We start from the raw sequence: 25,364 nt of genomic DNA on the forward strand, positions 1-25,364 counted from the left end.
TTAAAATTATTGCTAATCCTTATTTTTCACTTTCAATCCTATCTATATTTTTTGAGATTACTTCTTTAGCACTTTTCAGTTTTTCGATTCTTTCTTTAAGTGTAGTATTATATTTCTCTAATTCGGCTATTTTCTCATGCAAGGCTTTAATAGCTTCTATCTCAATAGCCGTATAAGACCCATAATCTGCCGAAAGATATCCATCTGCATTTTCATTAATCTTATCCGGAAAAACTTCGCGTAATTCCTGTGCTATAAAACCATATTGAAGCCCTTTCTGCGTGCTGTCTTTCATTTCATAAGTAACTCCTTTCATTTGTAAGACTTTAGCCAATATTTCCTCACTATTCAAAGGAGTAATATTCTTTTTTAAGCGGCGATCAGATGGAATAATCCAGTTACCATTACCAGATGTTTTAAACGCTTGTCCTTCTACTTGTAGAGCTTCTGTGCGTGTTAAAAAGAAGTTGCCTCCAGCAAGATTTAAATTACGATTAATAGCTACTTTCTTCATATAGCCAATGCCACCTAATAAAGGAGTAACAGTGTTACTATTAGATATATGCAACATGTTATTTTGTGTAGAAGTATAGCCTGCATTATAGCCGATAGCTACATGATTACCTAATTGATTATTATTATATAATGCTCCATTACCAATTACTACATTTTCAGCCAGTCCTGTTGCTACTGTAAAGGCATTATTTCCTACAACTACGTTAGATACTCCTGACTCATTACCTATAGCTGCCTGGTAGCCTATTGCTAAATTACTTGAGCCAGTTACATTATTTTGTAAAGCATAAGCCCCTATTCCTGTATTATATATGCCTTTAGTGTTATTTGAGTAAAGTGCAAAATAGCCTACAGCAATATTACTGCCATTGGCATTGCTATATATACTTTGTTCATATAATGATTTCACTCCTATAGCTACATTACCTCCTAATACAGTATTGTTGCGAAGGGCAAAACTGCCAAAGGCAGTATTGTTAGAGCCGGTCGTAGTAAATTCTAAGGTATTATTGCCAAAAGCCTGATTAAAAGTAGGAGTAGTACTACTATAAAGGGCAAGGCTTCCAAAAGCAGTACTTCTGGTACCAGTCAGAGAATAAAGAGCATTATTACCAACAGCAACATTTTCATATTGGTTTGTAATATTTCTTAATGCTCCGGCTCCTAATGCTACATTATCATTTTTAGTTGAATTCGGTAGTTTGCCGATAATGCCTGAAGGAATAATGGTTATACTTTCATCGCTATCACTATTGACATATATCTGTCCGAATGATAATGAGGATATGAAGTAAAATAACAGAATAGGTATAAGCTTTTTCATATTTATATGTATTAATACTTAAATTTTAGATTTATTTTTCTGTTATATTAGTCGATTTAGCAGGCTCGGCCTTTACAGTTTCTAATTGACTTACTTTTGTTAAAAGTGTATTAAGTTCTGTATTCAAAGTTTTAAATGCTGTTTCTAATTCTGTTTTATCCTTTCGTAAAAGCATAATTTTTTTATTTAAAGCTTTAATAGACTCTACAATCATTGGGTCGTACGAACCATAATCTGCTGACAGATAGCCTGACAAATTTTCTTTTACTTTAGATGGGAATATTTCTCTTAACTCCTGTGCTATAAAGCCATATTGTATGCCTTTGTTATTTTCATCTTTCATTTCATAGCTTACTCCCTGCATTTGTAAGACCTTTTGTAACATCTCCTGAGTATTCAGTAATAGAATGTTCTTTTTTAAGCGGCGGTCAGAAGGGAAAACCCAACTACCGTTGCCAACTGTTTTGAAAGCTTCTCCTTCTACTTGTAGTATTTCATTACGGTTTTTAAAATCATTAGGATTAGCTGTTGATACTATATTTCGAGCAATTCCAACTTTTTTATTAGTAAAATCTCCTCCTATTAAAGGTATATCATCATCAATAGGAATAATATATAATTTGTTATCTCCGGTTTCATTTATTCCTGCTTTGTCACCAAGTGCTATATTACCTGAGCCGAGATTCTTTTTTAAAGCCTCACTCCCAATAGCTGTGTTTTGTGAGCCGGCAGTATTTAGAACAAGAGCACTAGTTCCTAAAACCACATTATCATTACCCGTCAGCATAGCATAAGCAGCACTGTACGCTAAAGCAATATTTCGGGCCCCTGTTTGGTTTTTATAAAGGGCATTACCACCTATAGCAATATTCTGACGACCATTAGTAGCATCGGTAGGATTATTGTGCATTAAAGCTTGTTCCCCTACTGCTACATTGTCGCTATTGTTTCCGCCATCATAGTCTTGCTCACGAAGTGCATTCTGACCAATAGCCACGTTTCTGGAAAGCGAAATATTACTTTCAAGTGTATTTCCACCAAAAGCTGTATTTTCATTACCAGTCTTATTATTGTGTAAGGCACCTCTTCCAAAAGCAGAATTTAATACGCCTGTTGAATTACTTGAAAGAGCTCTATAGCCAACTGCAGTTAATTGAGAGCCGGATGTATTAAAATAAAGTGTACGATGGCCAATAGCAATATTTTTGGTTCCTGATGTGATAGAATAGAAAGAAAATTCTCCTAAGCTTACATTAGTTACATCTGATAAGGCGGGAATAGTACTTCTTATGCCCTGTGGCACAATAGTCATGCTTTTATTATAATCTGTTATTGTGAAAACCTGACCAAGTGAAGCAGAAATGTTTAGGCAAAGCATAAACCATGTGAAATATATTTTCATTTTTGATAAATTGCTTAAAGAATGATAGTTTTAATAGACAGACTATAAAATTCTGATTGAAGTTTATTTGTTCAACTGTTGAGTTCGTTTTTCTAAGTTTTCGGCCAAAAGCATTGTTTGTTTATAAAGCACTTCTTTAGCAGGAATATCTTTCTTCAAATCCTCTACATTTTCGTTAATTGCTTTGATTGCTTCTATCAGAATGGAATCATAAGAACCATAATCTGCTGATAAATACCCTGCGGCATTTTCCTTAATCTTTGTTGGAAATATTTTGAGTAAATCCTGAGCAATAAATCCGTAGTGAAACTCTTTATTGTTTTCATCTTTCAGCTCATAAGTTACTCCTTGCATGAGTAGCAGTTTTTCTAACATTTCATCCTTATTCAGGTAAGTTATATTTTTCTTTAAACGACGGTCAGATACAAATTTCCAGTTTCCATTTCCCAGGGTTTTAAAAGCCTGCCCTCCTACTTGAAGCGCCTCTGTCCTGGTTCTGAAATCATTAGGGCCAACGAGCGTCAGATTCATATTAATAGCTAACTTTTGAGCTCCGAAATCTCCACCTATTAAAGGTGTATCTGTTTCACTGTTAGCAATATATAATTTATCGTCTCCAGAGGCATTGTAACCGGCTCTATACCCAATAGCTACATTTCCTGAACCATTATTATTTAGTAAAGCTTCATTTCCTATAGCTACGTTTCTTGAACCAATAATATTACTCCACAAAGCTTTATAACCAATCGCTACGTTATTATCATTTTGCTTGGCACTATATAATGCCTGATAACCTATTGCTATATTATTTGCTCCAGTTGTATTAGAATAAAGAGCACCGTTACCAATAGCTGTATTTTGTCTGCCATTATATGCATCGGTAGGGTTATTGCTATATAGAGCTGAATGCCCGATAGCCGTGTTTTCAGAAACAGTACCTGCATATGATTGCGAGAACAAAGCATAAGCACCGATAGCTACGTTTTTTGAAAGAGAGATATTACTGTTAAGTGAATAAGCACCTATAGCAGCATTCCCATATCCAGTTGTGTTGTTTTCTAAGGCATTAGCACCAAAAGCTGAGTTTAACACGCCTGTTGTATTGGCAAATAGGGCAAAATAGCCGCAGGCTGTATTATTAGATTCATCATTATTAAATAGAGCTTTATCGCCGATAGCAGTATTATTCTTACCTGTTGTAACAGATTTCAGAGCTCCTCTCCCTAATGCTACATTGGTAGTTTCAGTTGAGTTCGGAAATTTTCCTTGTATACCCTGAGGTGTAATTGTGATACTCTGATTTTCACCTGTTGCTGCAAAAATCTGGGCGAATGAAAGAGAAGTAATTGTATTAAAGAAGAGAATCAGAAAGGTAAGACGCTTATAAAACTGTTCCATGAGTTTGTGTTTTTAGAAATTCTATTCGGGATTTGATAGCTTTTAAGCGCGCATTAATTCATTATTGCGTTCAATAACCATTCGTATTTTACGGCGAGAGACCTGTATTTGTTTGCCAGTATTCAATTTAATCATACCCCTTCTGTCTTCGTGCATTTCTACTGTTTCTGCATGATTCATATTTACCAAAGTGTCACGATGCGTACGCACAAATTCGGCTTTAGAAGTGAGTAAGGTCTCATAAATACCTAGTGTATAAGCAGATAAATACTTTTTACCATCGGTAGTATAAATAATGGTGTAATTGATTTCGCTTTCTAAAAAAAGGATGTTTTTGATAGGTAATTTGATTTTACCTCTGTCTCCTCTGATTTGGATTCTACCTGATTCAATCATTGGAAAGTGTACATTTGGAATAGGAGTTTTCATTGCTTTTTCTTATTTTGTGTTTGATGGTTCAAATTTATATGGCTTAATCAGATGTACTGAAATTGATTTTGTAAACGGCAACACTGGTTTTATTTTCGGTTAATACGGGCTTTTCTACTTATTTAAAATCTGGGTTTATGATAATGAGTAGCAGAAACACAATTCCCATTAAGGCTACAGGAAATGCCGGAACCCATATTACTATCAAGGCCGCTTTCAGGTGATTATGGAGTTTAAGAAAGTAACCCAGAGTTAATAAGGCGATATAGGCTACTATAATCAGAGTAATCACCACATTATCTGTGGTCGATTGTTCGATTGCATCCACTACCAGATGAATAAAGGCAATGAGTATCGCAATGCCGTTTATCACCGCACCTATTTTGAAAAATGTGAGCATGAGATTAGTGTTCATGGTTTATAAAATTTCGATTTCATCTTTTTTTGTAGAATTATATTTAACCAGCCATTTATCTCCCATTTTTGGAATGGAAACTCTGGGTACAGTCAGTTCAACAGAAGTTTTAAATGCACTGGCATCTTCTGCATATACCAATAATTCTACGATTAGAACGGGATTATAATTTAGGTGTCGGCCTGTTTCTTTTACCCCTAATACAATTGCTTTTGCTACGTTGTCCATACAGTTTTTGTGAGCCTCGAAGCAAAGTAAAGTCAGCCAATCGCAAAGCAGAAATACGTTTTGCGAACGGCACAAAAGAGTTTGTTTTCGGTAGGAGAGGCTTATTATACCCCTAAAATACTAAGGATTTCTTCTTTTTTACGGCGAGAGATTTCAACCTGAGAGTTGTCTTGTAAAACCAGATAATCTTTATCAGCCGAAAGGCCTGTAATATGTTTCAGGTTTACGAGATGAGACTTGTGTGGACGGATAAACGATTGACTATCTAAGGTCTCTTCAAAATATTTAAGGTTTTTTGATGCTAGGAAGGGTTTACGAGTAGTAGAATAAATGAGAGTATAACTCCCGTTAGCTTCCAGACGAATAAGGTTTTCGAGTCGGAAAAAGAAAACACCCTCGGTAGTTGGCACAGCCAGCTGAAACTCTTTTTCTTCCTTGTTTTTAAGGTTTTGCTTCAGGTTATCATAGAGTGCCTGTTGGTTAGTTCCACGCTTCTCTAAATGCCTTGCAATGGCTGCTTTTAGTTCTTCAGTGTCAACCGGTTTTAATAGATAGTCTAAAGCACTGAAACGGATAGCTTTAATCGCATATTGATTATAGGCTGTCACGAATATAATATCAAAATTTATTAGCTCGCAGGCAACCAGAAAATCGAAGCCGTTGCGCTCAGGCATTTCAATATCCAGAAATATAATATCAGGCTGATAAGAATTAAGCGTGTCTAAAGCATTTTCAACCGACTCAGCCAGTCTGATTTCGCTGACTTCGGGAATTTCTGTTTTCAGGTAATGGCTTAATAGATTTCGGGCAGATGCCTCATCATCTATTAATAGTGCTTTTATCATAGCCGTATGTTTTTAATAATTACTAACCCACTGCAAGCTCGATGACTACCTTGGTGCCTGTCGGATTCCCCTCAGTATCTTCTTTATCAATAATCTCTATTCGTGCGTGTTGATTGTATTGTAAGCTTATGAGATTCAAACGGTCTTGCGTGATTCTTATGCCTTTTGATATATGTTTCTTAGTACTAGTCTGATTCTTCTTCAATAGATGGGATTTTTGTCGGCCTATCCCGTTATCTTCTATGCTACATACCAAAATATCATCATTCACCAAGTCAAAACTAAGAGTAAGTACCCTATTATCTTTTTTAGGCAATAGCCCGTGCCACAAGGCGTTCTCTACAAAAGGTTGCAAGAGCATAGGTGGAATTTCGATTGTTTCTGTATCAATGTCCTCTTCATCGTAAATGATTTCGTAGGTAAATTTCTCAGTAAATCGCAACTTTTCTAATTCGAGATATAGATTCAGCATTTCTATTTCCTGGCTAAGCGGCACCAGGTTTTTGTCAGAATTTTGAAGTACCAAACGCATCAATCTAGAAAACTTCTGTAGGTAGTTCTGGGCTTCTTTATATTTCTCGAACACGATACATTCCTGAATACTATTGAGGCAGTTGAATACAAAGTGAGGGTTCATCTGCGTACGCAAAGCCGTTAGCTTCGATTCAGCCAGTACTTTATTAAACTCCAGTAGCTTGCGCTCCTTTTCTTCCATCAGTTTACGTTGTTCCTGCCGCTTCTGGAACAATTGCCAGACCCAATAAGCAATAGCTAAGAATACAGTAAACATGATTAGCCTGAACCACCACGTTTCCCAGAAAGGAGGTTTTACGTAGATATTAAATACAGTAGTTTTTTCCTGTCTTTTACCCTGGTTATCAATTACCTTTACTAAAAACTTATAGTTTCCGCCCGGTACATTTGTATAAGATGCCGATAGGCGTCGTCCGCAGTATACCCAGTTATCATCATAATCTTCCAACTTATAGGCATATTGCAAGGCTACATTATCCCGATGGTCGGGCGAAGAAAAGTTAATAGTGAAATAGTTCTGCTTATAGGTAAGATTAAGTCTGTCTTTTTCAGTAAAAGGCATTTCTTTTTCAAAAACCTGAATATCGGTAATAATAGCTTTTTGTACTGCTTCCTTGTGCTGTAATTTCTGTGGATTAATCACGAGTATTTCATCAAAAACAGAAACAGTAAATTGTCCTGTTTTTGGATTCTTTTTAAAGTTTGCCCAGTACTCATGAAAAGGAAGACGTGTTTTAAAATCAAAAACAGCGTAGGTTTTAGTTTTGATATTCAGATAGCCTAATGTACCTGCATGGGTTCCGATCCAAAGATTATTGAGTTGGTCAAATTCTAATTTTGAAACACTATTGGTAAGCAGACCTTCAGAAGTAGTCATTTTATAAAGACACTTCCCATTAGTGTCAATCTGATAAATGCCATTATTAGTACCCACCCATAAATACCCATTTTCGTCTTCTACTGAATTATATAAAGCAAGCCCTTTCAGGCAATCAGCCTCAAGCTTATCAAATTTTTGTTGCTTCTTATTAAAGAACCAGATGCCATTGGCCGTCAAAACAAACATTTCGCCGGGCTTTTTCTGATAGATGGGGTGACAATATTCTGCTTCTAATAGATATCTTTTTATCTGTTTGGTTTTAAGGTTATAAGTATAAAAACCATCCATGTAAACATATAACCATAGGGTATTGTTCTCTTCTTCCTCCGGTAAAATTCCTTGAGACCTGAAAATTTTAGTAATATAAGGCCTGTTTTCATGAAGTATAGATATCTTTTCTATATTTAAATGTGGTATATCAACATTACGAAATTGTTTGGTGGTCGGATTAAAAGCTATCAGACCGTAATAAGTAGTACACCAGATTTCATTATTCACTAAAGTAGCGGTTAATATCTCATTTCTACTGAGGTCTTTTGTTGAAATAAAATACCTGTCAGGCGTAGCCTGAAGGTTTTTCAAATAAAACAAGCCATCTTCCTTGGCTATCCAATAGTCACCGTTTTCTCCTAATAACATATCGTTAATTGAGGCAAACTCTACGTCAATATAGGCTTTATAACTAGGTATATGAATAATATTCTCTAAGGCATGATTCATCCGCCAGCGACTTACACCGTTTAATGTACCAATCCATACAGTACCTTTTTTATCTTCATAACAATCATAAAAAAAACCGTAGCCCAAGTCGTTAGGGTCAGCTATGGCATAATCAAATTGTTCTATATCCTTTGCTCCTTTTTTTAAATAAAATGAGCGGTACTTCCAGGATGAAATCCAGAGTGTACCTTGTGAATCGACAAAGAGCTTATTTGCTCCATCGCCAAATTCTATCAATGGTTTTTTGAGTAGTTCTCCCCAACGCCTGTCTGCTTTAGTCTTAAAATTATAATGATGAAAAGACTTATCAGCCTGATCGCTATACCATAAGTTATTTTCATTATCAAGCGCTACGGCATTAATAATATGCTGGTTATTCAATACTTGCCATTGCTTGGGGTTATTGGTTTGATTATAGATTTTTGAGACTTCATAGTCAGCAAAATGCAGGCCATGCTCTGTTGATATCCAAAAGCCATTGCGAAGACTATCCTGGGCTATACCTAATCTAAAAATACCAATGTTCTTAAGAATTTCATCTCCTTTAAAGTGAACAAACTTCTGTTTTTTTGTATCAAACCAGAATAAGCCTTCGTCATAGGTAAATGCCCAGATTCTTTTATACTTATCACGAAAGAGCTTAATTATGTTAAGAGATTTAGTATAGTTTTCGAATATAGCAGTAGTAAAAGTCTGTGTCCATTTATTAAAAATACTTACGCCTACAGGAGTAGACAGCCATAATGTACCGTCTGTATTTTCAACTATTGAATTTACATAATCATCAGGTAGTCCGGGCGCATTTTTGTTCGCTTTATTAAATACCTTAATACTAGAGCCATCAAAACGATTCAATCCGTTGAGTGTACCAAACCAATAATAGCCCTCACTATCATGTAGAATGTTTATTACCTTTTTATCAGCCAGACCGTCTTTGGTCTTGATATTATCAAAGATATATTGTGCCGAAAGATTTTCGGTGAGAAACAAAAGAAAGAGAAAGAGTTTGAGGAATCTGACTATCAAGTTTTAGGGCATAGATGCCGTAAAAGTAGAAACTTTATAATAAAAAGCTAATAATTGCTCTGAAAAATTAAGAAAATTGCCATACAATAAAAAAGCGAAGCCTTGGCTTCGCTAATTCAATTATCATAGGTAAAGTATATTTGTCAAAAGAAAGGCTAAATAATAGATATTTATGACTACAAAATTCAGCTATTTTTCTACAATAAACTATTCCATCATTATCAAATACTTGTACTTTATTAACATATTTTATAAATTTGTTTTACCGATAATGATAATAAAGCATGAAAGTAGAATACGAGAAAATCTCCCCTGATACGGGTAGTTCTTTCCGTCTTATTCACTGGAAGTCAGAAAATGACAGGTTCTTCTGGCACTATCACCCGGAGTATGAAATCGTTTTTGTACGCAAAGGTTCCGGTAAATTACATATTGGTCAGCACCTGACTAACTATGAAGAGGGCGAACTGGTTTTCATTGGTCCAAACCTGCCTCATACGGGCTTCGGCTATGGCGTGATAGGCGAACATGAAGAAATAGTTGTACAACTCAAGGAGGATTTTCTGGGCGAAAGCTTTATGTATACGCCTGAAATGCAGCAGATTAAGCACTTGTTTGAAAAAGCCAGGCAAGGATTATCTTTTCATGGAAAGGCTAAAAAGATAGTAGCTTCTAAACTGCAAAAAATGCTCAATCTATCGCATTTTGACCGATTGGTAGAGTTACTGAATATCTTTCAAACACTTGCCACGACTTCTGAATATTCGGCACTCAATGCACCCGAAGCTTTATTTGATTTCAGCCATAAAGATGAAAATCGTATTAATAAGGTATATGAGTATGTAGAGCATCATTACCGTGAACCGATAGATATTCAGGTTGTATCCGATTTGGTGAGCCTTACAGTACCCTCATTCTGTCGGTATTTCAAGAAAATCACACACCTTACTTACACCGATTTTGTGAATGAGTATCGGGTAAATCAGGCGTGCAGACTATTATTTGACAATCTTTCTATTGCCGATATTTGTTTTGAGGTAGGCTTCAATAATATTTCGCATTTCAATAAAACTTTTAAGCAACTTAAGGGCAAAAGCCCCCGTGAATATAGGCTATCTCTAACCAAATGATTGAATTAAACAAAGTATCTGTACAAAAAGGAGACCGCACGGTCTTGCACAATATTAACTGGCAAATTAAGGAAAATGAAAACTGGGCTATCATTGGGGGAAACGGAGCAGGCAAAAGTACTTTGTTGGAGATTATAGCCGGAAAGATATTCCCGTTTAAAGGTACGGCTCATATACCTCATCATTCAGCAATTGCCTTTGTCGCTAAAGATTATAGTTTTAACCGGATTGTGCAATCAGCCACGCAATATTATCAACAGCGGTTCAACTCAATGGATGCAGAGATTGCACCCACGGTGATAGAAATCCTGCAAAACCAAATTAAACCGATTGGGACAGTTAATGAAAGCTCCATTAAATTACCTCCGCCGGAGTTTTCAGATGAAGAAATATCTCACGTATCGGGCCTGTTAAAGATTAACCATTTATTAGACCGAAGTATCGTTACGCTATCGAACGGAGAAACCCGGCGGACATTGATAACTTTATCTTTATTAAGAAAACCAAAGTTTTTACTATTAGATAATCCATTCATTGGGCTGGATATTGAAAGCCGATATACTCTACATGAGGTATTGAATCAGGTATCCCAATCAGGTATTCAGATTATTATTGTGAGTTCAATAAATGAACTACCGGATTGTATCACGAATGTGATTGAATTAAAAGAGGGTGAGGTTAAAAAAATTTATGCAAAACCTTTTCAGTTTACGCATAAGCGTATATCTAAGGAAAAATTATTGTATCCTGAAATTTTAGCGAAAATAGAAAGTAACCCACCCAAGCACGAGTTTTCCAGTGCCATTAATATGCGCAATATTGTTGTGACGTATAAAAACAAAAATGTGGTAGATGGTGTAAACTGGCAGGTAAAAAAAGGTGAAAAATGGGCATTAATGGGACCGAATGGCTCCGGCAAAAGTACGTTACTCAGCCTGATTACGGCTGATAATCCACAGGGCTATCAAAACGATTATGAATTGTTTGACTGGAAGCGTGGTACAGGAGAAAGTATCTGGGATATTAAACAGCGCATAGGATATGTTTCGCCAGAATTGCACCTCTATTTCAATCGCCATACCGAAGTATGGAAAGCCGTTGCATCCGGTTTGTTTGATTCGGCAGGGTTGTTTAAAAAACTTACGCCCGAAGAGCATGTCATCGTAGAAGACTATCTGAAATTATTGAATATTCATCATTTATCTAACCGGCAGATTACGCAACTTTCATCTGGTGAGCAGCGGCAGGTATTCCTGGCAAGAGCTTTGGTTAAAAACCCATCATTGCTGCTATTAGATGAGCCTTGTCAGGGGCTTGATTATAATCATATGGTTTATTTCAGGGATTTAGTTGATGAGCTGGTATTGGCCCTTAATAAAACTTTGATATATGTAACGCATTACCCGGATGAGATTCCTGCTTGTGTTGATAAGATAATCAGGTTGGAGAATGGGAAGACTGTAGAAATGGGAGAGAGGAAGGTTTAGATTTAAATGGATTTTTGTTTTGTTCTTAACATGGGTGGGAATGTGGCTTCGGCCGAGCGGCGGCCGCTCCGTTCAGTCACCGGAAAATTATTGGTCTCTCGGTGGCGGAGCGAAGCCTAAGCCACTATCAAGAGGAAATGGCGCTTTAAAAATAAAAACAATATTTTCCTTGTAAAATGAATTTTTATTCATTTATATTTGTGCTGCAATTGTGATAGATGAGAGCAAAGGACGAAAATAAAGAAATACTGATACTGGAATCTGCCTTAAAAATGATCGCACGCATTGGTTTGGCGGGATTGAAGATGTCTGATTTGGCTAAGGAAGCACATCTGGCTACCGGAACACTCTATATCTATTTCAGAGATAAAGAAGAATTAATCAGGAAATTGTACTTATATCTATTAAGAAAATCATCTGCTAATGTAATACAGGGTATTCTTACTAATGAGCCGCTTAAAAAGAGAGTGAATAAAATATGCTATAATTTTCTGATATATAATCTTGAAGGCCCTGAATATGGCGCTTTTTTTGAGCAATACTATCGCTCACCTTTTTTCCACGAAACAGAAAGTGTATTGGCAGAGGAAACTGCGGTAATGCAGCCTTTCTATGAGTTAATCATTGAAGGACAGCGGCAGGGAATTATCAAAGAAACTGAACCAGAACTACTGGTTACCCTTATTTGCGGCATGCTTGAAACTATGGCTAAAGTATCTTTTTATTCACAGAAAAGTATTTCTGACAAAGAGTGGGAAACAATTTTCAGTATAATCTGGGATGGTATTAAGAGCTAGATAAATTTCTATTTTTTTAATCTATAAATGAATAAATATTCACTTTAAATAATAATATTATGAATAATCGAACGATTCTAATTACCGGAGCATCATCTGGCATAGGTAAGGTTACCGCCAAATACTTTGCCGAACGTGGCTGGAATGTTGCCGCAACTATGCGTACACCCGAGAAAGAAACAGAATTAGCTAAAATGCCGAATATAAAACTCTATCAATTAGATGTAACCAATGATGAGAGCATTACCAAGGCACTTGATGGAGCTATTAAAGATTTTGGGAAGATTGATGTATTGGTCAACAATGCCGGATACGGTGCTGTGGGTGTTTTTGAAAAGGCAACTAAGGAACAGATACAAAAGCAGTTTGATACCAATGTATTTGGTGTTATGAATGTTACAAGACAGATTTTGCCTTATTTCAGGGCTAAAAAGGGTGGAACTATTATCAATGTAAGTTCCATGGGTGGTAGGCTCACTTTTCCGCTTTATAGTGTATATCATGCTACTAAATGGGCATTGGAAGGTTGGTCTGAATCTTTACAATTTGAAGTCCGCCAGTTTGGTATTAAGATTAAAAATATAGAACCAGGCGCCATTAAAACTGATTTTATGACCCGCTCGATGGATTTATTCAAGAAAGAGAGCCTGAAAGATTATGACAGATATGAAGAAATTGCTACTTACAATACCGAAGAATCATATAAAAGTGCACCAGATAGTATGGTAGTAGGTAAGACGATTTTCAAGGCGGCTAATGATAGCTCCTACAAATTGCGCTATCCAGCCAGCGGGCAAGCTTCCTTGTTTTTGTTTTTACGCAGGTTATTGCCTTTTGGTGTTTTTAATGGACTTGTACGCGGGGCTGTAGAGAAAGGGTTTAAAAACTAAACCCTTTCTTTGGTGATCAGTCTATTTAACCGTGAACGTCTTTTTATCTACCCCTACTCCTTTAATCGTTAACGATTTCCAATGGCTAGGTAGTTTGGTTTTTAGCTGGATGATCCCTGCATCGGTAATATCCAATCCTGCCCAGCCGTTGATAAGGGTTTGTAGGTAACCGCCTGCTCCAGTTGCAAAATATGGATTAGTACCGCCTGCCGTTTCGGCCAGTACACCGAATGGTGGTACTTCATTAGGCTTGTAGCTATCTAAGTACTGCTTATACGCAGTTTCAGTATCTCCTAAACGAACATTCAGAATAGAAAAAACACCATGCGCCATTGCCGGGCTTTGTCCTTTGCCTCCCGGTTGGTTATCACCTAAAGCTTTCCAGTAGAAATCCAGGTCTTTTTTAATGATTTTAGGGTCAGTTATCTGTTTCATTGGGTATGCTAAAAGATTCACATCACCTTGTTTGATAGGTTCGCCATTATAGCTGGCATGCTCACGGGTAGTTCCGTCAGGGAATTTCAAAATGATGATACCTTCCTGTACTTCTTTCCATGTCGGGTTTTCAGGTATGCCTAATTCTTTGGCTGCTTTATTAGCAAAGCCTAGTACTTCTTTGGCCATACCATTGGTGTAGGCATTATCATCCACGTTTTCAGCCCACTCGTCAGCACACACTACGTTGATTATATGATATTTTCCATCTGTACCTTTTTCAACTCTGCTAACCCAGAAATCAGCTACTTCTTTTAATAGAGGGTAACCTCTTTCTCTCAACCAGATTTTATCCTTAGTAACCTGATAGTATTTCCAGAAGGCAAATCCTATATCACCTGTAATATGGTGCTGGAATGGCCCTGTTAAAGCCCATACAGGCGTAGCTTCCTGCCCTGAATCATCAGATTCCCAAGGGAACATCGCTCCCTAAAAACCGTGTTCTTTGGCGTTGGCTTTAGCAGCTGCCAGGCGCTCAAAGCGGTATTCTAAGATAGATTTAGCCAATTCCGGCTTCATTACTAATAAAGGTGGGAACATCCATATTTCTGTATCCCAGAAAACGTGACCGTTATAGCCCAAACCTGATAGCCCCATTGGTGAAAGGCTGTAGGCTTGTCCTTCTCTGGAAAATGAATATAAATGGTATAGAGAAAAACGGGCGGCTCTCTGAGCCTCTGTGTCACCTTCGATAATAATATCCGACTCCCAGATTTTAGCCCAGGCTTCCTTGTGTTTTTTAAGTAAACGTTCTCTTTTTTCGAGGGCTGCAAAAATGGTTAAGCGCTCGGCTTCATTATGTGGGTCGGCTACGTGGGCCGTTGAAATCACTGAACCTACTACCGAAAACTTATAGGTTTCACCTGCTTTCAGTTTACGGGTAAATTTCATGCGGTGCATGCCATTATCCCATTCTTCATGTATTATCTGAGGTTCTTTACCTCGTTCTTCTTCAAACAAAAAGGAGTTAGAAGCCGCAATGGTATGTTTTCCGGTTGGCGTTTTGGCAACCGAAGTCATTAAAGGAATCAACGAATGTGGGCGGTCTATCAGGTGATAGTAATTTTGTACGTCTCTCAGCATATCAGGCGTTTGCATGATGCTGATGGGCGTAATTTCAACGTCCTGTCTGGCTGTAATTTCCATTTCAATCATGGCGGAGTGAGGCAGGTGACGTAGTGCCAAAACGTTAGATTTGACAGATACTTTATTGCCCAAATCGAAAGTAGTGGTGAAGATGGCATTCTGCATATCCAGAGTCTGGGCAAAATTGCTGATATTCTTCTTATCAATTAATCGGCCGTCTACGTTCAACTCCATATTGGCAAACTCGAACACTTTCATGATGTTGGATACCCGACCACGGCCGTAGGTATCAAAAGCACCATTTAATACAATATCTTTTACTTTAAGAGGCTCAGGCGACGAGATAATACCAACCATTCCGTTGGCTATTGTAACACCGTAATAATTGTTAGGGTCGAAGTTCTTAGCGGTTATCTGCCATTGCGCAAAAGAGAAGTGCGTAAGCAGACATAGGAAGAGAATTTTCCCGATTGTGATTTTTTTCATAGGTAAAGTTTTAAAATAATACACTAAAAATAGCGCTTTTATAAAAAAAATCAAATTTGATTTTCCTGTCTGATATTTTAAGCTAATTTTAAATCTGTTACCAAACCATCCCTATTTTAACCGATGAAAAAGGTTTTGTTATTCTTATTACTGCCTCTTATTTTTTTTGCTTGTAATTCATCAGACTCTTCTAAAGGTGACTCTTTGCAGGTAGCCAAACCTGAACCCATTTTGCTAAGTTCTACAGATTCTGTTTCGATTGATTTACTGGAACTGAAAGAGAAAGGTTTATTAGAAAAAACGCAGGTAGTGACGGTAAATGAAGATCCGGTTTATTTTAAGAAGAAACGGTATAATGCAATTTCGTTAAAAGAGATACTGGAGAATTACTCTTCAGCAAAAAATCAGAATGCTGCTGAAACCAAAGTAGTATTTGAATGCGAAGATGGTTATAAGCCTGAAATGCCACTTGAAAAGCTATTAGCATCGAAAGCCTATCTGGCGGTTGATGATGTAGATGCACCTAAGGGTAAAGAGTGGGAAGTACTTTTGAAAAATGGTGAAGAAGTAAAAATAGCCCCATTTTATGTGGTTTACGAGGGAGTTTCTCCAACCGACGCAGATTACAAATGGCCTTATAATTTAGTAAAGATACATTTGGCACCTCTACACGAAAACGATGCGGCTTTAGTACCAAAAGTAGAATCAGCTAAAGCAGGTTATGACCTATTTAAGAAATATTGCCAGACCTGCCATAGCATTAATAAAATTGGTGGCAAAATGGGACCTGAGCTGAATTTTCCGAAGAGTGTAACGGAGTACTGGAACGTAGAAGATTTAAAAGCTTTTATTCAGAAACCGGAGAGTTATAGAAATGAAGTGAAAATGCCGAATCTGGGTATTAAACCTAAGGAAGCCGAAGAGATAGTGAAATATCTGGAGTATATGAGTAAGAATAAGATTAACTAAGAGCTTTCTTAAAATATGCGCATAAAAAAACGCCTTTCCCATTGAAAAAGGCGTTTCCGTCTAATTAAAACCGATAATAGAAATATTAATATGTATATAACGTATTGTATTAAAATCTCCTAATTTGGCGCGAAATCGCAACAAAATGGAACACTACGTTATATGCGTATTAATGTTTGTGTTACGCTTGTGCTACGTTTTTTAATCCTATTCGTCTTTATAAACCTCGTTCAAAGTATCTAATCGAATGTGATTTATCTTAGAGTAACCCTCAGTAGTTCGTACCTCAGCATGGCCAATTCCCTGCGAAGTTTTGTAAATATCGCCTTGATTAGCCGATTCGCTTATAAACGAACCTCTTGCAGAATGTGTGCTAAAAGTTATATCCCATTCTAAGAGTTTGGCGACCTTTTTTAGATTTTCATTAATAACCACAATAGCATTATCCATCTTCTTCCTAAATGCTTCTGCGTTAAGTCCTGAAACATATTTTAGGAATGGGAAGATATACTCTTCCGAACTTTTTCCTTCAATATATTTCTCTATAAGAATTGTTGCTTTTTTGCTTAATAATATGTCTCTAAATTTCTTTTTTCTGCCTGATTTTTCAACTTCAACTATTACTCTACCATTCTCATAATCTTTGACTTTTAACAACATAGCTTCTCCGATTCTGATACCCTGACAAAAATAGCAAAATAGGAACACCTCTACAGCTTCTTGAAGTGATAACTTATCACGCAAGTCCAGATTCCATAATTCTAAAATTTGGTTAGGGGTTAATTTTTGCGCTTTTTCGGTTTCATAGCTGAAACTTATGCCTTTAAACTGCTTAATAATGTACTCACTATAATTAGGGTTTCTCACTAAGACCGCTTTAATAATTGAGAAGTAGAGGGCAATAGATGATGCGGCCATCGGCTTACCGCGTTTGGTATCAGTAGTTAATAGGTAGATTTTGAACTCTCGTATTTTCTCATTAGTCAATTCATCAATGAAAAAATCTTCACCGGAAAACTCATGCTTAGTATCATTGTAGTCAATTTTTCTTTCAAAGAACAAGAACAGTTTTTTAAAAGCGTCTCGGTAAGTATGACTTAATTGATATTGTTCCGATAATCTTTTCTCTTTTAACTCCAAATTAATAAACGGAATTATGGAAGAACCTGTATTGACCTCATTAGCTTTTAAAATAATTGATTGGGCTGTAATAGGTTTATTTTCATCCTTTAGTTTCCTCCAGGCTTTTTTTAGTCGTTCAATCTCATTTATGATTATACGATTATATTCATGGTATTTGTGATAAGATGATAATATCCATGAGTCCTCAATGAAAACTTCTTTTTTACCCTTTTTCATTTTTAGCTGTCCTGATGGATTGAAATGCTCTGGATGGATAAATAATTCTGTTTTGTAGTATTTTGATAGTCTGTTATAATGCACCCTGATTTCAATTCTCTGCCTTTCATCTTTCCGAATGTGGTGATGAAGCATGACGATAAAGTTAGGTATTACAGCCATTTGCTAATAATTTTAACAGGTTGGAAATTAGCTTCAATTTACTACAAATTAGGAATCCTAACACGTTACTTAGTACATTACCACACTAAAAGATTTCTTTATAGGCACCCGTTATCCTTTTATTTACAAATCCCCACAAATACCTGCGATTTCTTTACAAATCCGAACGATTTCTGTATAACGATTCCTATAAATCTAACTTCACAAATCGTGTGAATCCTATTTTACGATTCATTAAAATTCCTGATTATTGACGATGCACGATTCCTAAAAAATATAGCCCAAAACCAATTCATTCAAACCTATATAGGTGTAAAACCAATGATAAATTATCATAAATAGCTTTTATTATTCATATATTTTGATTATATTTCATCATATTTAATTCAAAATTTAATCAATTTATTCATTACCGTCTTTCAGAATGGCATCATCAATAGTATATTTTCTATCCAAACAACAAAAGCCTTTGACCGATGCGTTAAAGGGAGCAGTAGCAATTGCGGTTTCGCCCAATACAACAGTTTATGAGTCTGTTAATAAATCTTCCGGTGCGGATTCAGGTAGAGTAGTCATCACTTATCCTGGAGGTTCAAGAATTGGGATAATTCAGGAGATTGGCTACATCGGACAAAAACTATTTGCGAAAGTTACCCTTTACACCTATTTCTCTCATCCATTTAAAACAGGTTCTGTTATTAAACAAGTACTTATTCCAATTGAACGCTTATTGTTCGACGCAAAAACTATTCCAACTAATAAGGTTGAGTTATATGCTATGGGCAATAACACAAATATCAGGTTAACTCCCAGTACGTCCAGTAAAAGCTTAGAATTATTCAATAGAGGTCAGTTAATGGGTAGTAGCGATGGTGTTCTTGTTACATCTCCTGATACAGTCAGTAATTATAGGTGGTATAGAATTACAACTGTCACAGGAAAGTTAGGCTATGTAAGGCAGGATGTAGTAAACTCTAACAAACCAGCAGCATCTCCAATCCCTATCCCATCAGGTAATAATAAAGTTATACCAACAGCTGAACAAAAGAACTCTGAATTAGATGGAAATGTACTTGACACGGGATACGCTTCAACTCGAAAAGCTATATACTATGGAATGGTCGCAGTAGCCGTAGTTATTGGTTTCTGGTTGATTAATAAATTTGCAGATTCATACAGAAGCCAATAAACAAAAGAGTAAAATTATCACTTAAATTAATTAAATTATAACAATGGAAGAAGACGAAAAAACAGGTACGGGGTCAGACTTAACCCCTTATGAATTAGAAGGTGTAACGGTAAAAGGTAAAGCAAAGAAAAAAGGCTTATTCGCAAGCATCGGGGATTTCTTTTCAAACCTTTTTAGTTCAAAAAAAACTATCCAAAGAGATAGTTCTGCTAATGGAGCAATACCTATTGTTATACAAAGAACTAAGACTCCAATTCTGCCCAGCATTCTTGCTACAATTGGTGAATTAGCTGAACCAATAGCGAGTGTTTTTATTGCCAAAGAGCAAACCAAAATTGCACAGACATCTATTCAGGCTTTGGAGCAACAACTAAAAATTGCCCAGACTGAAAATGACAGAGCAAAGATTCAGGTTTCTATCGAAGAAATTGAAATGAAAGAAGAATTCGAGCAACAGGAAACCTATCGTAAAATGATTAATGGAGTAATGATTATTAGTGTCGTGGGTTTAGTTGGTTTCTTCTTTTATGTGATGTTTGGCAAAGGTAATAAAGATGCTTTACCAAGACGTGCGTAGATTATTTAAACAAGCAATTACACTTCATTTTACAATCCTGTGGGTTTACCTGATTCAACAAATCCACATCAGGAAAACAACGCCATTGATGGCGTTACTGCAGATATTATTTCATTTGAATATCTTAATGATTTATCACCCTATTCAGGTCTGTAAGAAAAGCTAAATAATTTACTTTAAAAGTTTTCACACTTTGATTATCCAATTTAGCTTCTAACTTATCGATATCCACAGACCACATACCTTTTTCAGGTACTATATAAAGTAGTTCAATAGGATTAATATCATTCAGAAAATCTAGCCCATTGCAGTTTAATAGTTTATCCAAAAAAGCTTCTTCTATCTCTAAAAGTCTTACATGTTTCCATTTCTCATACACCTTGATTAACTTATTTTGCCGACTATTCTTAGCAATATAATCAGAATGACCATTATTTCGATAGCAAGTCAATAATGTTCCATCTGAAAAATACGATTGAAATATACACCCCATTGAAAGCCGACCAATATCCTGAGCCAAAGTTTCTTTTGATGGCTCATTACTATACCCTGCACTCGATTCACACCTACCCAATAATTCTCCACTATCAGCATCAGCCATGAGAGAAATTGCATTAGAATAGAATGGTTGTCCATTTTCGTAATTTATTTTATTTGCAAGATAGTGCCCTATTTCATGAAATAATACCCTCTTTACTTCTTCATTATCATACCTATCTTCTATTTTGCTCATAATAATTCTTAGAGATTAGCAAAATACTAATAAGAAAGGGGCATTTAGCCCCTTTCTTATTAATTTCTATTGCTCTATTTTTGTAAAAACTATTCGTTCTCTTTCTATATGACTTAATTTATAAAGAAGTCTGTTTTCAATACAATGAAGGACACTTTTATAAAACATAGCTTTTGCCTCATCAGTAATATTTTCCCCTCCTAACGAACCAGTCTTAGGATGCACAAACATTAAATATATACATTCATTATATATTACAGCATAAAAGTAAACTCTGTACCCTCCAGACCCATCCAATCTCTTCTTTATATAAGGTCTATCAGCAGAATTATTTAATCTTTTTCCAGTAATAATACTTTGAGGGTCGCCAAGCAAAAAGTGTTCTATTATTTCTTTCTCTAGTTCTTTATATGACTTCTTTCTTATTAACCTTTCATACTCATTTTTAAATTCTTCAATACAATAAATGTCCATTACAGCATCTCTAATTTCTTGGTAGTATCAGTAAATTCAGTCATCTGTGGCAAAACAAAGAAGATTGAATTCAAATCTTGATAATTTTCCTTCATATCATCTATTGCCTGTTTAAACATCTTTAATTCTTGAACTGCTATTCCTCTCAATCTCAATGGATTTAAATCTGCGTAATGTCTGATAACAATAGAATGTATATCCTTAATAATTTGTATTATTTCGGCAAGCTTTTCAAGGCATTCATCATCAACGTTATTCAGCCAAGTAAGTTTTTCAGCTCTTTGGTTAAGTAAATCAAGTTCTTCGGTTTTTTCCTTTAGATGAGATTTAAGTTCTAAAATTTTATCTAAAAAATGATTAACAATCTCTTCTTGTGTTTTCTCTACCTGTGCTTTACTTTTAACATCAAGCATTACATTGAATGTATCGTTGAGTTTATCAATATTTTCTTCACAAGTTAACATAAATATTAAGTATTTAATAATTTGAGTTATAGCCTTCTAAACTCACAAAAAACTATTCCATGATATTACCATGAAATATAAATACACAGCAAATGCGAAATATTCTTTGGCAAGAATGCGCATTTTTATACAATAACAATAAAAATGCAAATATTATTCCAAAAGAGAGAGCTTAGCCAAAAAGGCGATTTTAAGGCATTTGAGTAGGTTTTAAAAGGTGATCATGAGTAATTTTAAGCTTTCAATGTCGAAATATCGTCATTGGTTTCGATATTTCGACAGTAAATATGATGAACGGAAAATATTTTTCAAAACATTTTAACAAATTTTTACAAAAAACATACTATTGTTTTCACCCATTAAAAACTTATATCATACACAGGTTTTAGTGAGCTACGCCTACATTCACAATTAACTTTCTGTGAATAAATATCAATAAAAATACCAGGTTAATTAACTTAAAACCCGTAAACTAATTCGGCTCAACGTTCTCAGCTTTTTCACACCTCAGCTGCTCACTCAATTTTTAGCGTGCATCGAACTGAATAATCAATTTGATATTTAGCCGGATTTAACGCCATCTACATCGTGCCTTGAGATATTTTTTTTTCAACTGGCCAACCACGCCAATTACGACGTTTTAGGCCCGAATAATTTACCTACATAACGCCCGAATTGGCGTTGATATATCTATACCATCTGTGATTTACTTACCATCAGCACTACCGGCCAATTCACAAAATAATTCTCACTTGTCTCTACTACTTCAATCACACTAATGACCGGATAATAAAAATGTAATTTAGTATTAGTTAAAGTGTGTTAATAATAGGAATTTTAGACAGCAGAACTATTTAATTGACTTCCATAATCCTATTGTTTCCCCGAGTCTCATGAGAAATTTTTTATTGATAACCCTAAGTATTTTATTTTACACAATTTTTAATCCCTTATTAGCCCAACTACAATGCGGTACTGATGAAATCTACAGGAATAATCCTGCGTTGAAGAAACAAGTAGAAGAACAAATCAAACATATCCAGAATTCTACGAATATAGTAGATCCTAATACAGTTTACACCATTCCGTTGGTATTCATTATTTATCATAAAGGAGAACCAGTTGGTTCAGGCTCAAATATATCAGATGCCACCATTCTGAATGAACTAAGTAAATTAAACGATACCTTTAGGGCAAGAAATCAGTTTGCAGGCCTTAATGATACTAAAGTACAATTCGCTTTGGCCAATTGTGGAAGCTTCAATAGTATAGTAAGAGTAGATGCCCGAAGTGTTCCTGATTATGAAAGTAATGGGTTAACCTATGGCAGTTTTACAATGGAAACTCAATTAAGAGCATTACATAACTGGAACGATAGAGATAATTATATTACAGTAGAACTAGTGCATAAATTAAACGGAGCCTCAGGATATGCTGGCTATCTAGCCGGATATACTTTTATTGATGTAAATATTTTCTGGTATGGATTAATGGCACATGAAATAGGTCATGTTTTAAATCTTATGCATACTTTTGAAGGAGACAACGGTGGCATTCAATGTCCTGCGAACAACAATCCTGACACAGATGGTGATAATATCAGTGACACGCAACCACATAAAAGCGGTGATAATTGTTATGCTTATACCTCAAGTACCATAAATCCCTGTTCGGGCATTGAGTTTGGTGATACGTTTGAAAACTATATGTGTTATAGCGGCCCTTGCTGGAAAAAATTTACCCCCAAACAAATTGAGAGGATAAGAAATAGTGTGTCTACTTACATGCCCAACTGGTTTAATTCTCCTTATTTGTCAGGACAATCAACTCCACCTATAGGTATTTCTAACCTTAAATGTGGTTCAGGAGCAATTACCCTGTTGGCTTCGGGTTGCAGTGGCACATATACCTGGTATAGTGATAATACAATCGAAGTCCCTATAGCAACTGGGTCAAGTTATACCACACCTGTTCTCAACACTACAACCACTTATTACGTTACTTGCCAATTACTTACTTGCACTGTCTCTGTAAGAGTACCTGTTCAGGCTATTGTTACCCCCCAAAATGAATGTTATTGTGAGTCTTATGCTTCTGAGACTACGGATGAGGATATTTTTAATGTAACGTTCGGAACAATTAATAATAATTCGGATTGCAATTCTTTTGGCGGGCCAGGTTCTTCCCTAAATAGTTATTCAAACTTTACTAATCTCGCACCTGCTATAGTAGTAAAGGGCATACAATACCCTTTTTCTGTGAAGATTAACACTTGTGAAGGTAACTATAGGAGTGCTATAAAGATTTTTATCGATTTCAATAATGACAAAGATTTTACTGATGCCGGAGAGGAAGTATATGTTTCTCCATCTTCTACTCGTGGAGCTTATACAGTCAATGGTAATATAACTATTCCTACTACCGCTTTGGCTGGTACTACACGTATGAGAGTAGTAAATGAAGAAACCGACATTCCTTCGGCAATTAGTTCTTGTGGTTCTTATGGGTATGGTGAAACAGAAGATTATGCCATTACTATTACAAGTTCATGTCCGGACGACCTTATCTATGAAAGTATCACTCAAGGTTCCGGTATTTATAGAGCGGTGAATACTATCAACAGCAGGGCTAATATATCAAGCCTCACTACCTATATAGCAGGGAAATTCATTACACTTTTGCCTGGTTTTTCAGCAGGACCTGATGAAGTATTCAAAAGCGAAATTGGCGGTTGTAATTAATTCAAGCTGCTATTTAAATTAATTCAACCAAGTTGATAGTTCTTGTTACTAAAGTTATTTGATAATACCATAATTTGCGTTATGATATCTATTGTAAACGTAAATAATTAGTCATCAGCACTACTGACTATTTCACAATAACAATTTTCACTTACCTCTACCACTTTAATAGCTGATTCTTTAGCATCACAATTGATAGGCTGCTGTTCTGTCGTACCCTTATCAGCAATAGCCATTCTAACTAAAGCACACCCTGCCGAAAAACAAGCTATCTGAGGTTTGTTGCATTCTTCTGTGCATCGATTTATTCTTTCTTCTCATAATAATGATGTGAAAAATTGAGGATTATTGACAGGCGTCGATTCACGGTAATAACTGTGATTAGAATAGATAGTTCTACTACTGTTGGCTCACATCAATTGTGAAAATATTAATGTGATATTATCCTGGTCTGTCACACCTGAGTACTCACAATTGTGAATATTGGAGCGTGATTAATACCAGGTCATTCACACTTGATAACTCACGGACTGTGATAAGTTGACTGTGAATAAATAAAGCTTCATCACAATCGATTACTCACGACTGTGAGTAATAACATATTTATCTTATTCGGTGATTCACATTTAAAGCAATTTTTCAACAAGATATTCAAGATATTATTAAAAATTCGGCTCTAAGATAGTTATATAATAGTCATTCTTAAGTTTATATTATAGTTTAATGAGTTTACAAAGAAGCCTGTCAATTGACAGGCTTCTTTTATATAAATTGCATGTAAAATGGAGATTTATGGAAAAACTCTACAAAATCAGACATAAAAAGCGTATTGGTATATAGTTTGAAGTATGACAATTGATAATCACCATGGGTACATGGATTGATTATTTATTGTAATACAATCTCGAAAACCGTGTGAATCTTTCGCACGGTTTTTCTTGTAAATCGCAAATAAAAAGCCCCCACATAGTGAGGGCATTTATTAAGTTATGATGATTTTTTAGAATACTTAACAGTCCGAAAACTGGTAAGTATTCTAAAAACTATTAACAAACAAAACATATAAAATCTAAAAAATAACCCTCACAAGCTGTGAGGGGATTTTCGGC

General features: G+C 35.8%; 20 protein-coding genes and 1 pseudogene. 8 read left to right on the plus strand and 13 right to left on the minus strand.

Annotated features, from left to right (window positions below; translation table 11 throughout):
* Nucleotides 1-19 precede the first annotated feature (19 nt).
* The 8 genes from D0T08_RS14315 to D0T08_RS14350 form a co-directional block, all read right to left on the minus strand.
* A complete protein-coding gene (locus D0T08_RS14315; protein ID WP_116983331.1) occupies nucleotides 20-1,339 on the minus strand; it encodes a tail fiber domain-containing protein in 1,320 nt (439 codons plus the stop codon).
* A 31-nt stretch (nucleotides 1,340-1,370) separates the two neighbouring features.
* Nucleotides 1,371-2,741 carry a tail fiber domain-containing protein gene (locus D0T08_RS14320; protein WP_116983332.1) on the minus strand — a complete coding sequence of 457 codons (1,371 nt, stop codon included), beginning with the start codon at nucleotides 2,739-2,741 and terminating at the stop codon, nucleotides 1,371-1,373.
* A gap of 63 nt (nucleotides 2,742-2,804) precedes the next feature.
* Nucleotides 2,805-4,139, minus strand: coding sequence for a tail fiber domain-containing protein (locus D0T08_RS14325; protein WP_116983333.1), 1,335 nt, complete (start codon nucleotides 4,137-4,139; stop codon nucleotides 2,805-2,807).
* Nucleotides 4,140-4,181: 42 nt separating this feature from the next.
* The gene (locus tag D0T08_RS14330) at nucleotides 4,182-4,568 is read right to left on the minus strand and encodes a LytTR family DNA-binding domain-containing protein (protein ID WP_116983334.1); all 387 of its coding nucleotides are present in this window, start codon (nucleotides 4,566-4,568) and stop codon (nucleotides 4,182-4,184) included.
* Nucleotides 4,569-4,686: 118 nt separating this feature from the next.
* Entirely contained in the window at nucleotides 4,687-4,983 is a 297-nt protein-coding gene (locus tag D0T08_RS14335; protein ID WP_147322777.1) for a hypothetical protein, read from the minus strand.
* A 3-nt stretch (nucleotides 4,984-4,986) separates the two neighbouring features.
* Complete coding sequence (locus tag D0T08_RS14340; protein ID WP_116983336.1) at nucleotides 4,987-5,211, minus strand: hypothetical protein; 225 nt, start codon at nucleotides 5,209-5,211, stop codon at nucleotides 4,987-4,989.
* 104 nt (nucleotides 5,212-5,315) lie between these two features.
* Entirely contained in the window at nucleotides 5,316-6,056 is a 741-nt protein-coding gene (locus tag D0T08_RS14345; RefSeq protein WP_116983337.1) for a LytTR family DNA-binding domain-containing protein, read from the minus strand.
* Nucleotides 6,057-6,078: 22 nt separating this feature from the next.
* Nucleotides 6,079-9,180, minus strand: a complete 3,102-nt coding sequence (locus D0T08_RS14350; RefSeq protein ID WP_116983338.1) for a histidine kinase — start codon at nucleotides 9,178-9,180, stop codon at nucleotides 6,079-6,081.
* 320 nt (nucleotides 9,181-9,500) lie between these two features.
* Here D0T08_RS14350 and D0T08_RS14355 point away from each other — a divergent pair, with 320 nt between their 5' ends.
* From D0T08_RS14355 to D0T08_RS14370, 4 genes are all read left to right on the plus strand, one after another.
* Entirely contained in the window at nucleotides 9,501-10,346 is an 846-nt protein-coding gene (locus D0T08_RS14355) for an AraC family transcriptional regulator (RefSeq protein ID WP_116983339.1), read from the plus strand.
* Nucleotides 10,343-11,833, plus strand: coding sequence for an ATP-binding cassette domain-containing protein (locus D0T08_RS14360; protein ID WP_116983340.1), 1,491 nt, complete (start codon nucleotides 10,343-10,345; stop codon nucleotides 11,831-11,833). Before D0T08_RS14355 ends, D0T08_RS14360 begins: the two co-directional genes overlap by 4 nt.
* A 218-nt stretch (nucleotides 11,834-12,051) precedes the next feature.
* Complete coding sequence (locus D0T08_RS14365; RefSeq protein ID WP_116983341.1) at nucleotides 12,052-12,630, plus strand: TetR/AcrR family transcriptional regulator; 579 nt, start codon at nucleotides 12,052-12,054, stop codon at nucleotides 12,628-12,630.
* A 59-nt stretch (nucleotides 12,631-12,689) separates the two neighbouring features.
* Entirely contained in the window at nucleotides 12,690-13,520 is an 831-nt protein-coding gene (locus D0T08_RS14370; RefSeq protein WP_116983342.1) for an SDR family oxidoreductase, read from the plus strand.
* Nucleotides 13,521-13,541: 21 nt separating this feature from the next.
* Here D0T08_RS14370 and D0T08_RS14375 read toward each other — a convergent pair.
* Nucleotides 13,542-15,587 (minus strand): annotated as a pseudogene (locus D0T08_RS14375) (glycosyl hydrolase family 95 catalytic domain-containing protein).
* 123 nt (nucleotides 15,588-15,710) lie between these two features.
* Here D0T08_RS14375 and D0T08_RS14380 point away from each other — a divergent pair.
* The gene (locus tag D0T08_RS14380; protein WP_116983343.1) at nucleotides 15,711-16,556 is read left to right on the plus strand and encodes a cytochrome c family protein; all 846 of its coding nucleotides are present in this window, start codon (nucleotides 15,711-15,713) and stop codon (nucleotides 16,554-16,556) included.
* Nucleotides 16,557-16,763: 207 nt separating this feature from the next.
* On the opposite strand, the gene D0T08_RS14385 is transcribed toward D0T08_RS14380, so the two are convergent.
* The gene (locus tag D0T08_RS14385) at nucleotides 16,764-18,077 is read right to left on the minus strand and encodes a tyrosine-type recombinase/integrase (protein ID WP_116983344.1); all 1,314 of its coding nucleotides are present in this window, start codon (nucleotides 18,075-18,077) and stop codon (nucleotides 16,764-16,766) included.
* A 424-nt stretch (nucleotides 18,078-18,501) separates the two neighbouring features.
* Between D0T08_RS14385 and D0T08_RS14390 the strand changes: the two genes are divergently transcribed.
* On the plus strand, nucleotides 18,502-19,266 hold the full coding sequence (locus tag D0T08_RS14390) for a hypothetical protein (RefSeq protein WP_116983345.1): 765 nt from the start codon (nucleotides 18,502-18,504) through the stop codon (nucleotides 19,264-19,266).
* Nucleotides 19,267-19,309: 43 nt separating this feature from the next.
* Complete coding sequence (locus D0T08_RS14395; protein ID WP_116983346.1) at nucleotides 19,310-19,843, plus strand: hypothetical protein; 534 nt, start codon at nucleotides 19,310-19,312, stop codon at nucleotides 19,841-19,843.
* A 124-nt stretch (nucleotides 19,844-19,967) separates the two neighbouring features.
* On the opposite strand, the gene D0T08_RS14400 is transcribed toward D0T08_RS14395, so the two are convergent.
* From D0T08_RS14400 to D0T08_RS14410, 3 genes are all read right to left on the minus strand, one after another.
* Entirely contained in the window at nucleotides 19,968-20,576 is a 609-nt protein-coding gene (locus tag D0T08_RS14400; RefSeq protein WP_116983347.1) for a hypothetical protein, read from the minus strand.
* Between the two features lie 66 nt (nucleotides 20,577-20,642).
* Nucleotides 20,643-21,050: a hypothetical protein gene (locus D0T08_RS14405; RefSeq protein ID WP_116983348.1), complete on the minus strand. Its 408-nt coding sequence runs from the start codon at nucleotides 21,048-21,050 to the stop codon at nucleotides 20,643-20,645.
* Nucleotides 21,050-21,514 (minus strand): hypothetical protein, encoded by a 465-nt coding sequence (locus D0T08_RS14410; protein ID WP_116983349.1) that lies wholly within the window; start codon nucleotides 21,512-21,514, stop codon nucleotides 21,050-21,052. The genes D0T08_RS14405 and D0T08_RS14410 overlap by 1 nt, the downstream gene beginning before the upstream one ends.
* A gap of 893 nt (nucleotides 21,515-22,407) precedes the next feature.
* Here D0T08_RS14410 and D0T08_RS14415 point away from each other — a divergent pair.
* The gene (locus D0T08_RS14415) at nucleotides 22,408-24,255 is read left to right on the plus strand and encodes a GEVED domain-containing protein (RefSeq protein ID WP_116983350.1); all 1,848 of its coding nucleotides are present in this window, start codon (nucleotides 22,408-22,410) and stop codon (nucleotides 24,253-24,255) included.
* Nucleotides 24,256-25,364: the final 1,109 nt, after the last annotated feature.

It is taken from the genome of Emticicia sp. C21, assembly GCF_003418935.1.
Taxonomy (GTDB): domain Bacteria; phylum Bacteroidota; class Bacteroidia; order Cytophagales; family Spirosomataceae; genus Emticicia.

Excerpts from the sequence above, each read along its gene's own strand:
- D0T08_RS14325 (WP_116983333.1), bottom strand. The coding sequence starts at position 4,139 with ATGGAACAGTTTTATAAGCGTCTTACCTTTCTGATTCTCTTCTTTAAT.
- D0T08_RS14320 (WP_116983332.1), bottom strand. The coding sequence starts at position 2,741 with ATGAAAATATATTTCACATGGTTTATGCTTTGCCTAAACATTTCTGCT.
- D0T08_RS14395 (WP_116983346.1), top strand. The coding sequence starts at position 19,310 with ATGGAAGAAGACGAAAAAACAGGTACGGGGTCAGACTTAACCCCTTAT.
- D0T08_RS14410 (WP_116983349.1), bottom strand. The coding sequence starts at position 21,514 with ATGTTAACTTGTGAAGAAAATATTGATAAACTCAACGATACATTCAAT.
- D0T08_RS14330 (WP_116983334.1), bottom strand. The coding sequence starts at position 4,568 with ATGAAAACTCCTATTCCAAATGTACACTTTCCAATGATTGAATCAGGT.
- D0T08_RS14315 (WP_116983331.1), bottom strand. The coding sequence starts at position 1,339 with ATGAAAAAGCTTATACCTATTCTGTTATTTTACTTCATATCCTCATTA.
- D0T08_RS14355 (WP_116983339.1), top strand. The coding sequence starts at position 9,501 with ATGAAAGTAGAATACGAGAAAATCTCCCCTGATACGGGTAGTTCTTTC.
- D0T08_RS14380 (WP_116983343.1), top strand. The coding sequence starts at position 15,711 with ATGAAAAAGGTTTTGTTATTCTTATTACTGCCTCTTATTTTTTTTGCT.
- D0T08_RS14365 (WP_116983341.1), top strand. The coding sequence starts at position 12,052 with ATGAGAGCAAAGGACGAAAATAAAGAAATACTGATACTGGAATCTGCC.
- D0T08_RS14370 (WP_116983342.1), top strand. The coding sequence starts at position 12,690 with ATGAATAATCGAACGATTCTAATTACCGGAGCATCATCTGGCATAGGT.
- D0T08_RS14335 (WP_147322777.1), bottom strand. The coding sequence starts at position 4,983 with ATGAACACTAATCTCATGCTCACATTTTTCAAAATAGGTGCGGTGATA.
- D0T08_RS14340 (WP_116983336.1), bottom strand. The coding sequence starts at position 5,211 with ATGGACAACGTAGCAAAAGCAATTGTATTAGGGGTAAAAGAAACAGGC.
- D0T08_RS14385 (WP_116983344.1), bottom strand. The coding sequence starts at position 18,077 with ATGGCTGTAATACCTAACTTTATCGTCATGCTTCATCACCACATTCGG.
- D0T08_RS14405 (WP_116983348.1), bottom strand. The coding sequence starts at position 21,050 with ATGGACATTTATTGTATTGAAGAATTTAAAAATGAGTATGAAAGGTTA.
- D0T08_RS14360 (WP_116983340.1), top strand. The coding sequence starts at position 10,343 with ATGATTGAATTAAACAAAGTATCTGTACAAAAAGGAGACCGCACGGTC.
- D0T08_RS14400 (WP_116983347.1), bottom strand. The coding sequence starts at position 20,576 with ATGAGCAAAATAGAAGATAGGTATGATAATGAAGAAGTAAAGAGGGTA.
- D0T08_RS14390 (WP_116983345.1), top strand. The coding sequence starts at position 18,502 with ATGGCATCATCAATAGTATATTTTCTATCCAAACAACAAAAGCCTTTG.
- D0T08_RS14415 (WP_116983350.1), top strand. The coding sequence starts at position 22,408 with ATGAGAAATTTTTTATTGATAACCCTAAGTATTTTATTTTACACAATT.
- D0T08_RS14345 (WP_116983337.1), bottom strand. The coding sequence starts at position 6,056 with ATGATAAAAGCACTATTAATAGATGATGAGGCATCTGCCCGAAATCTA.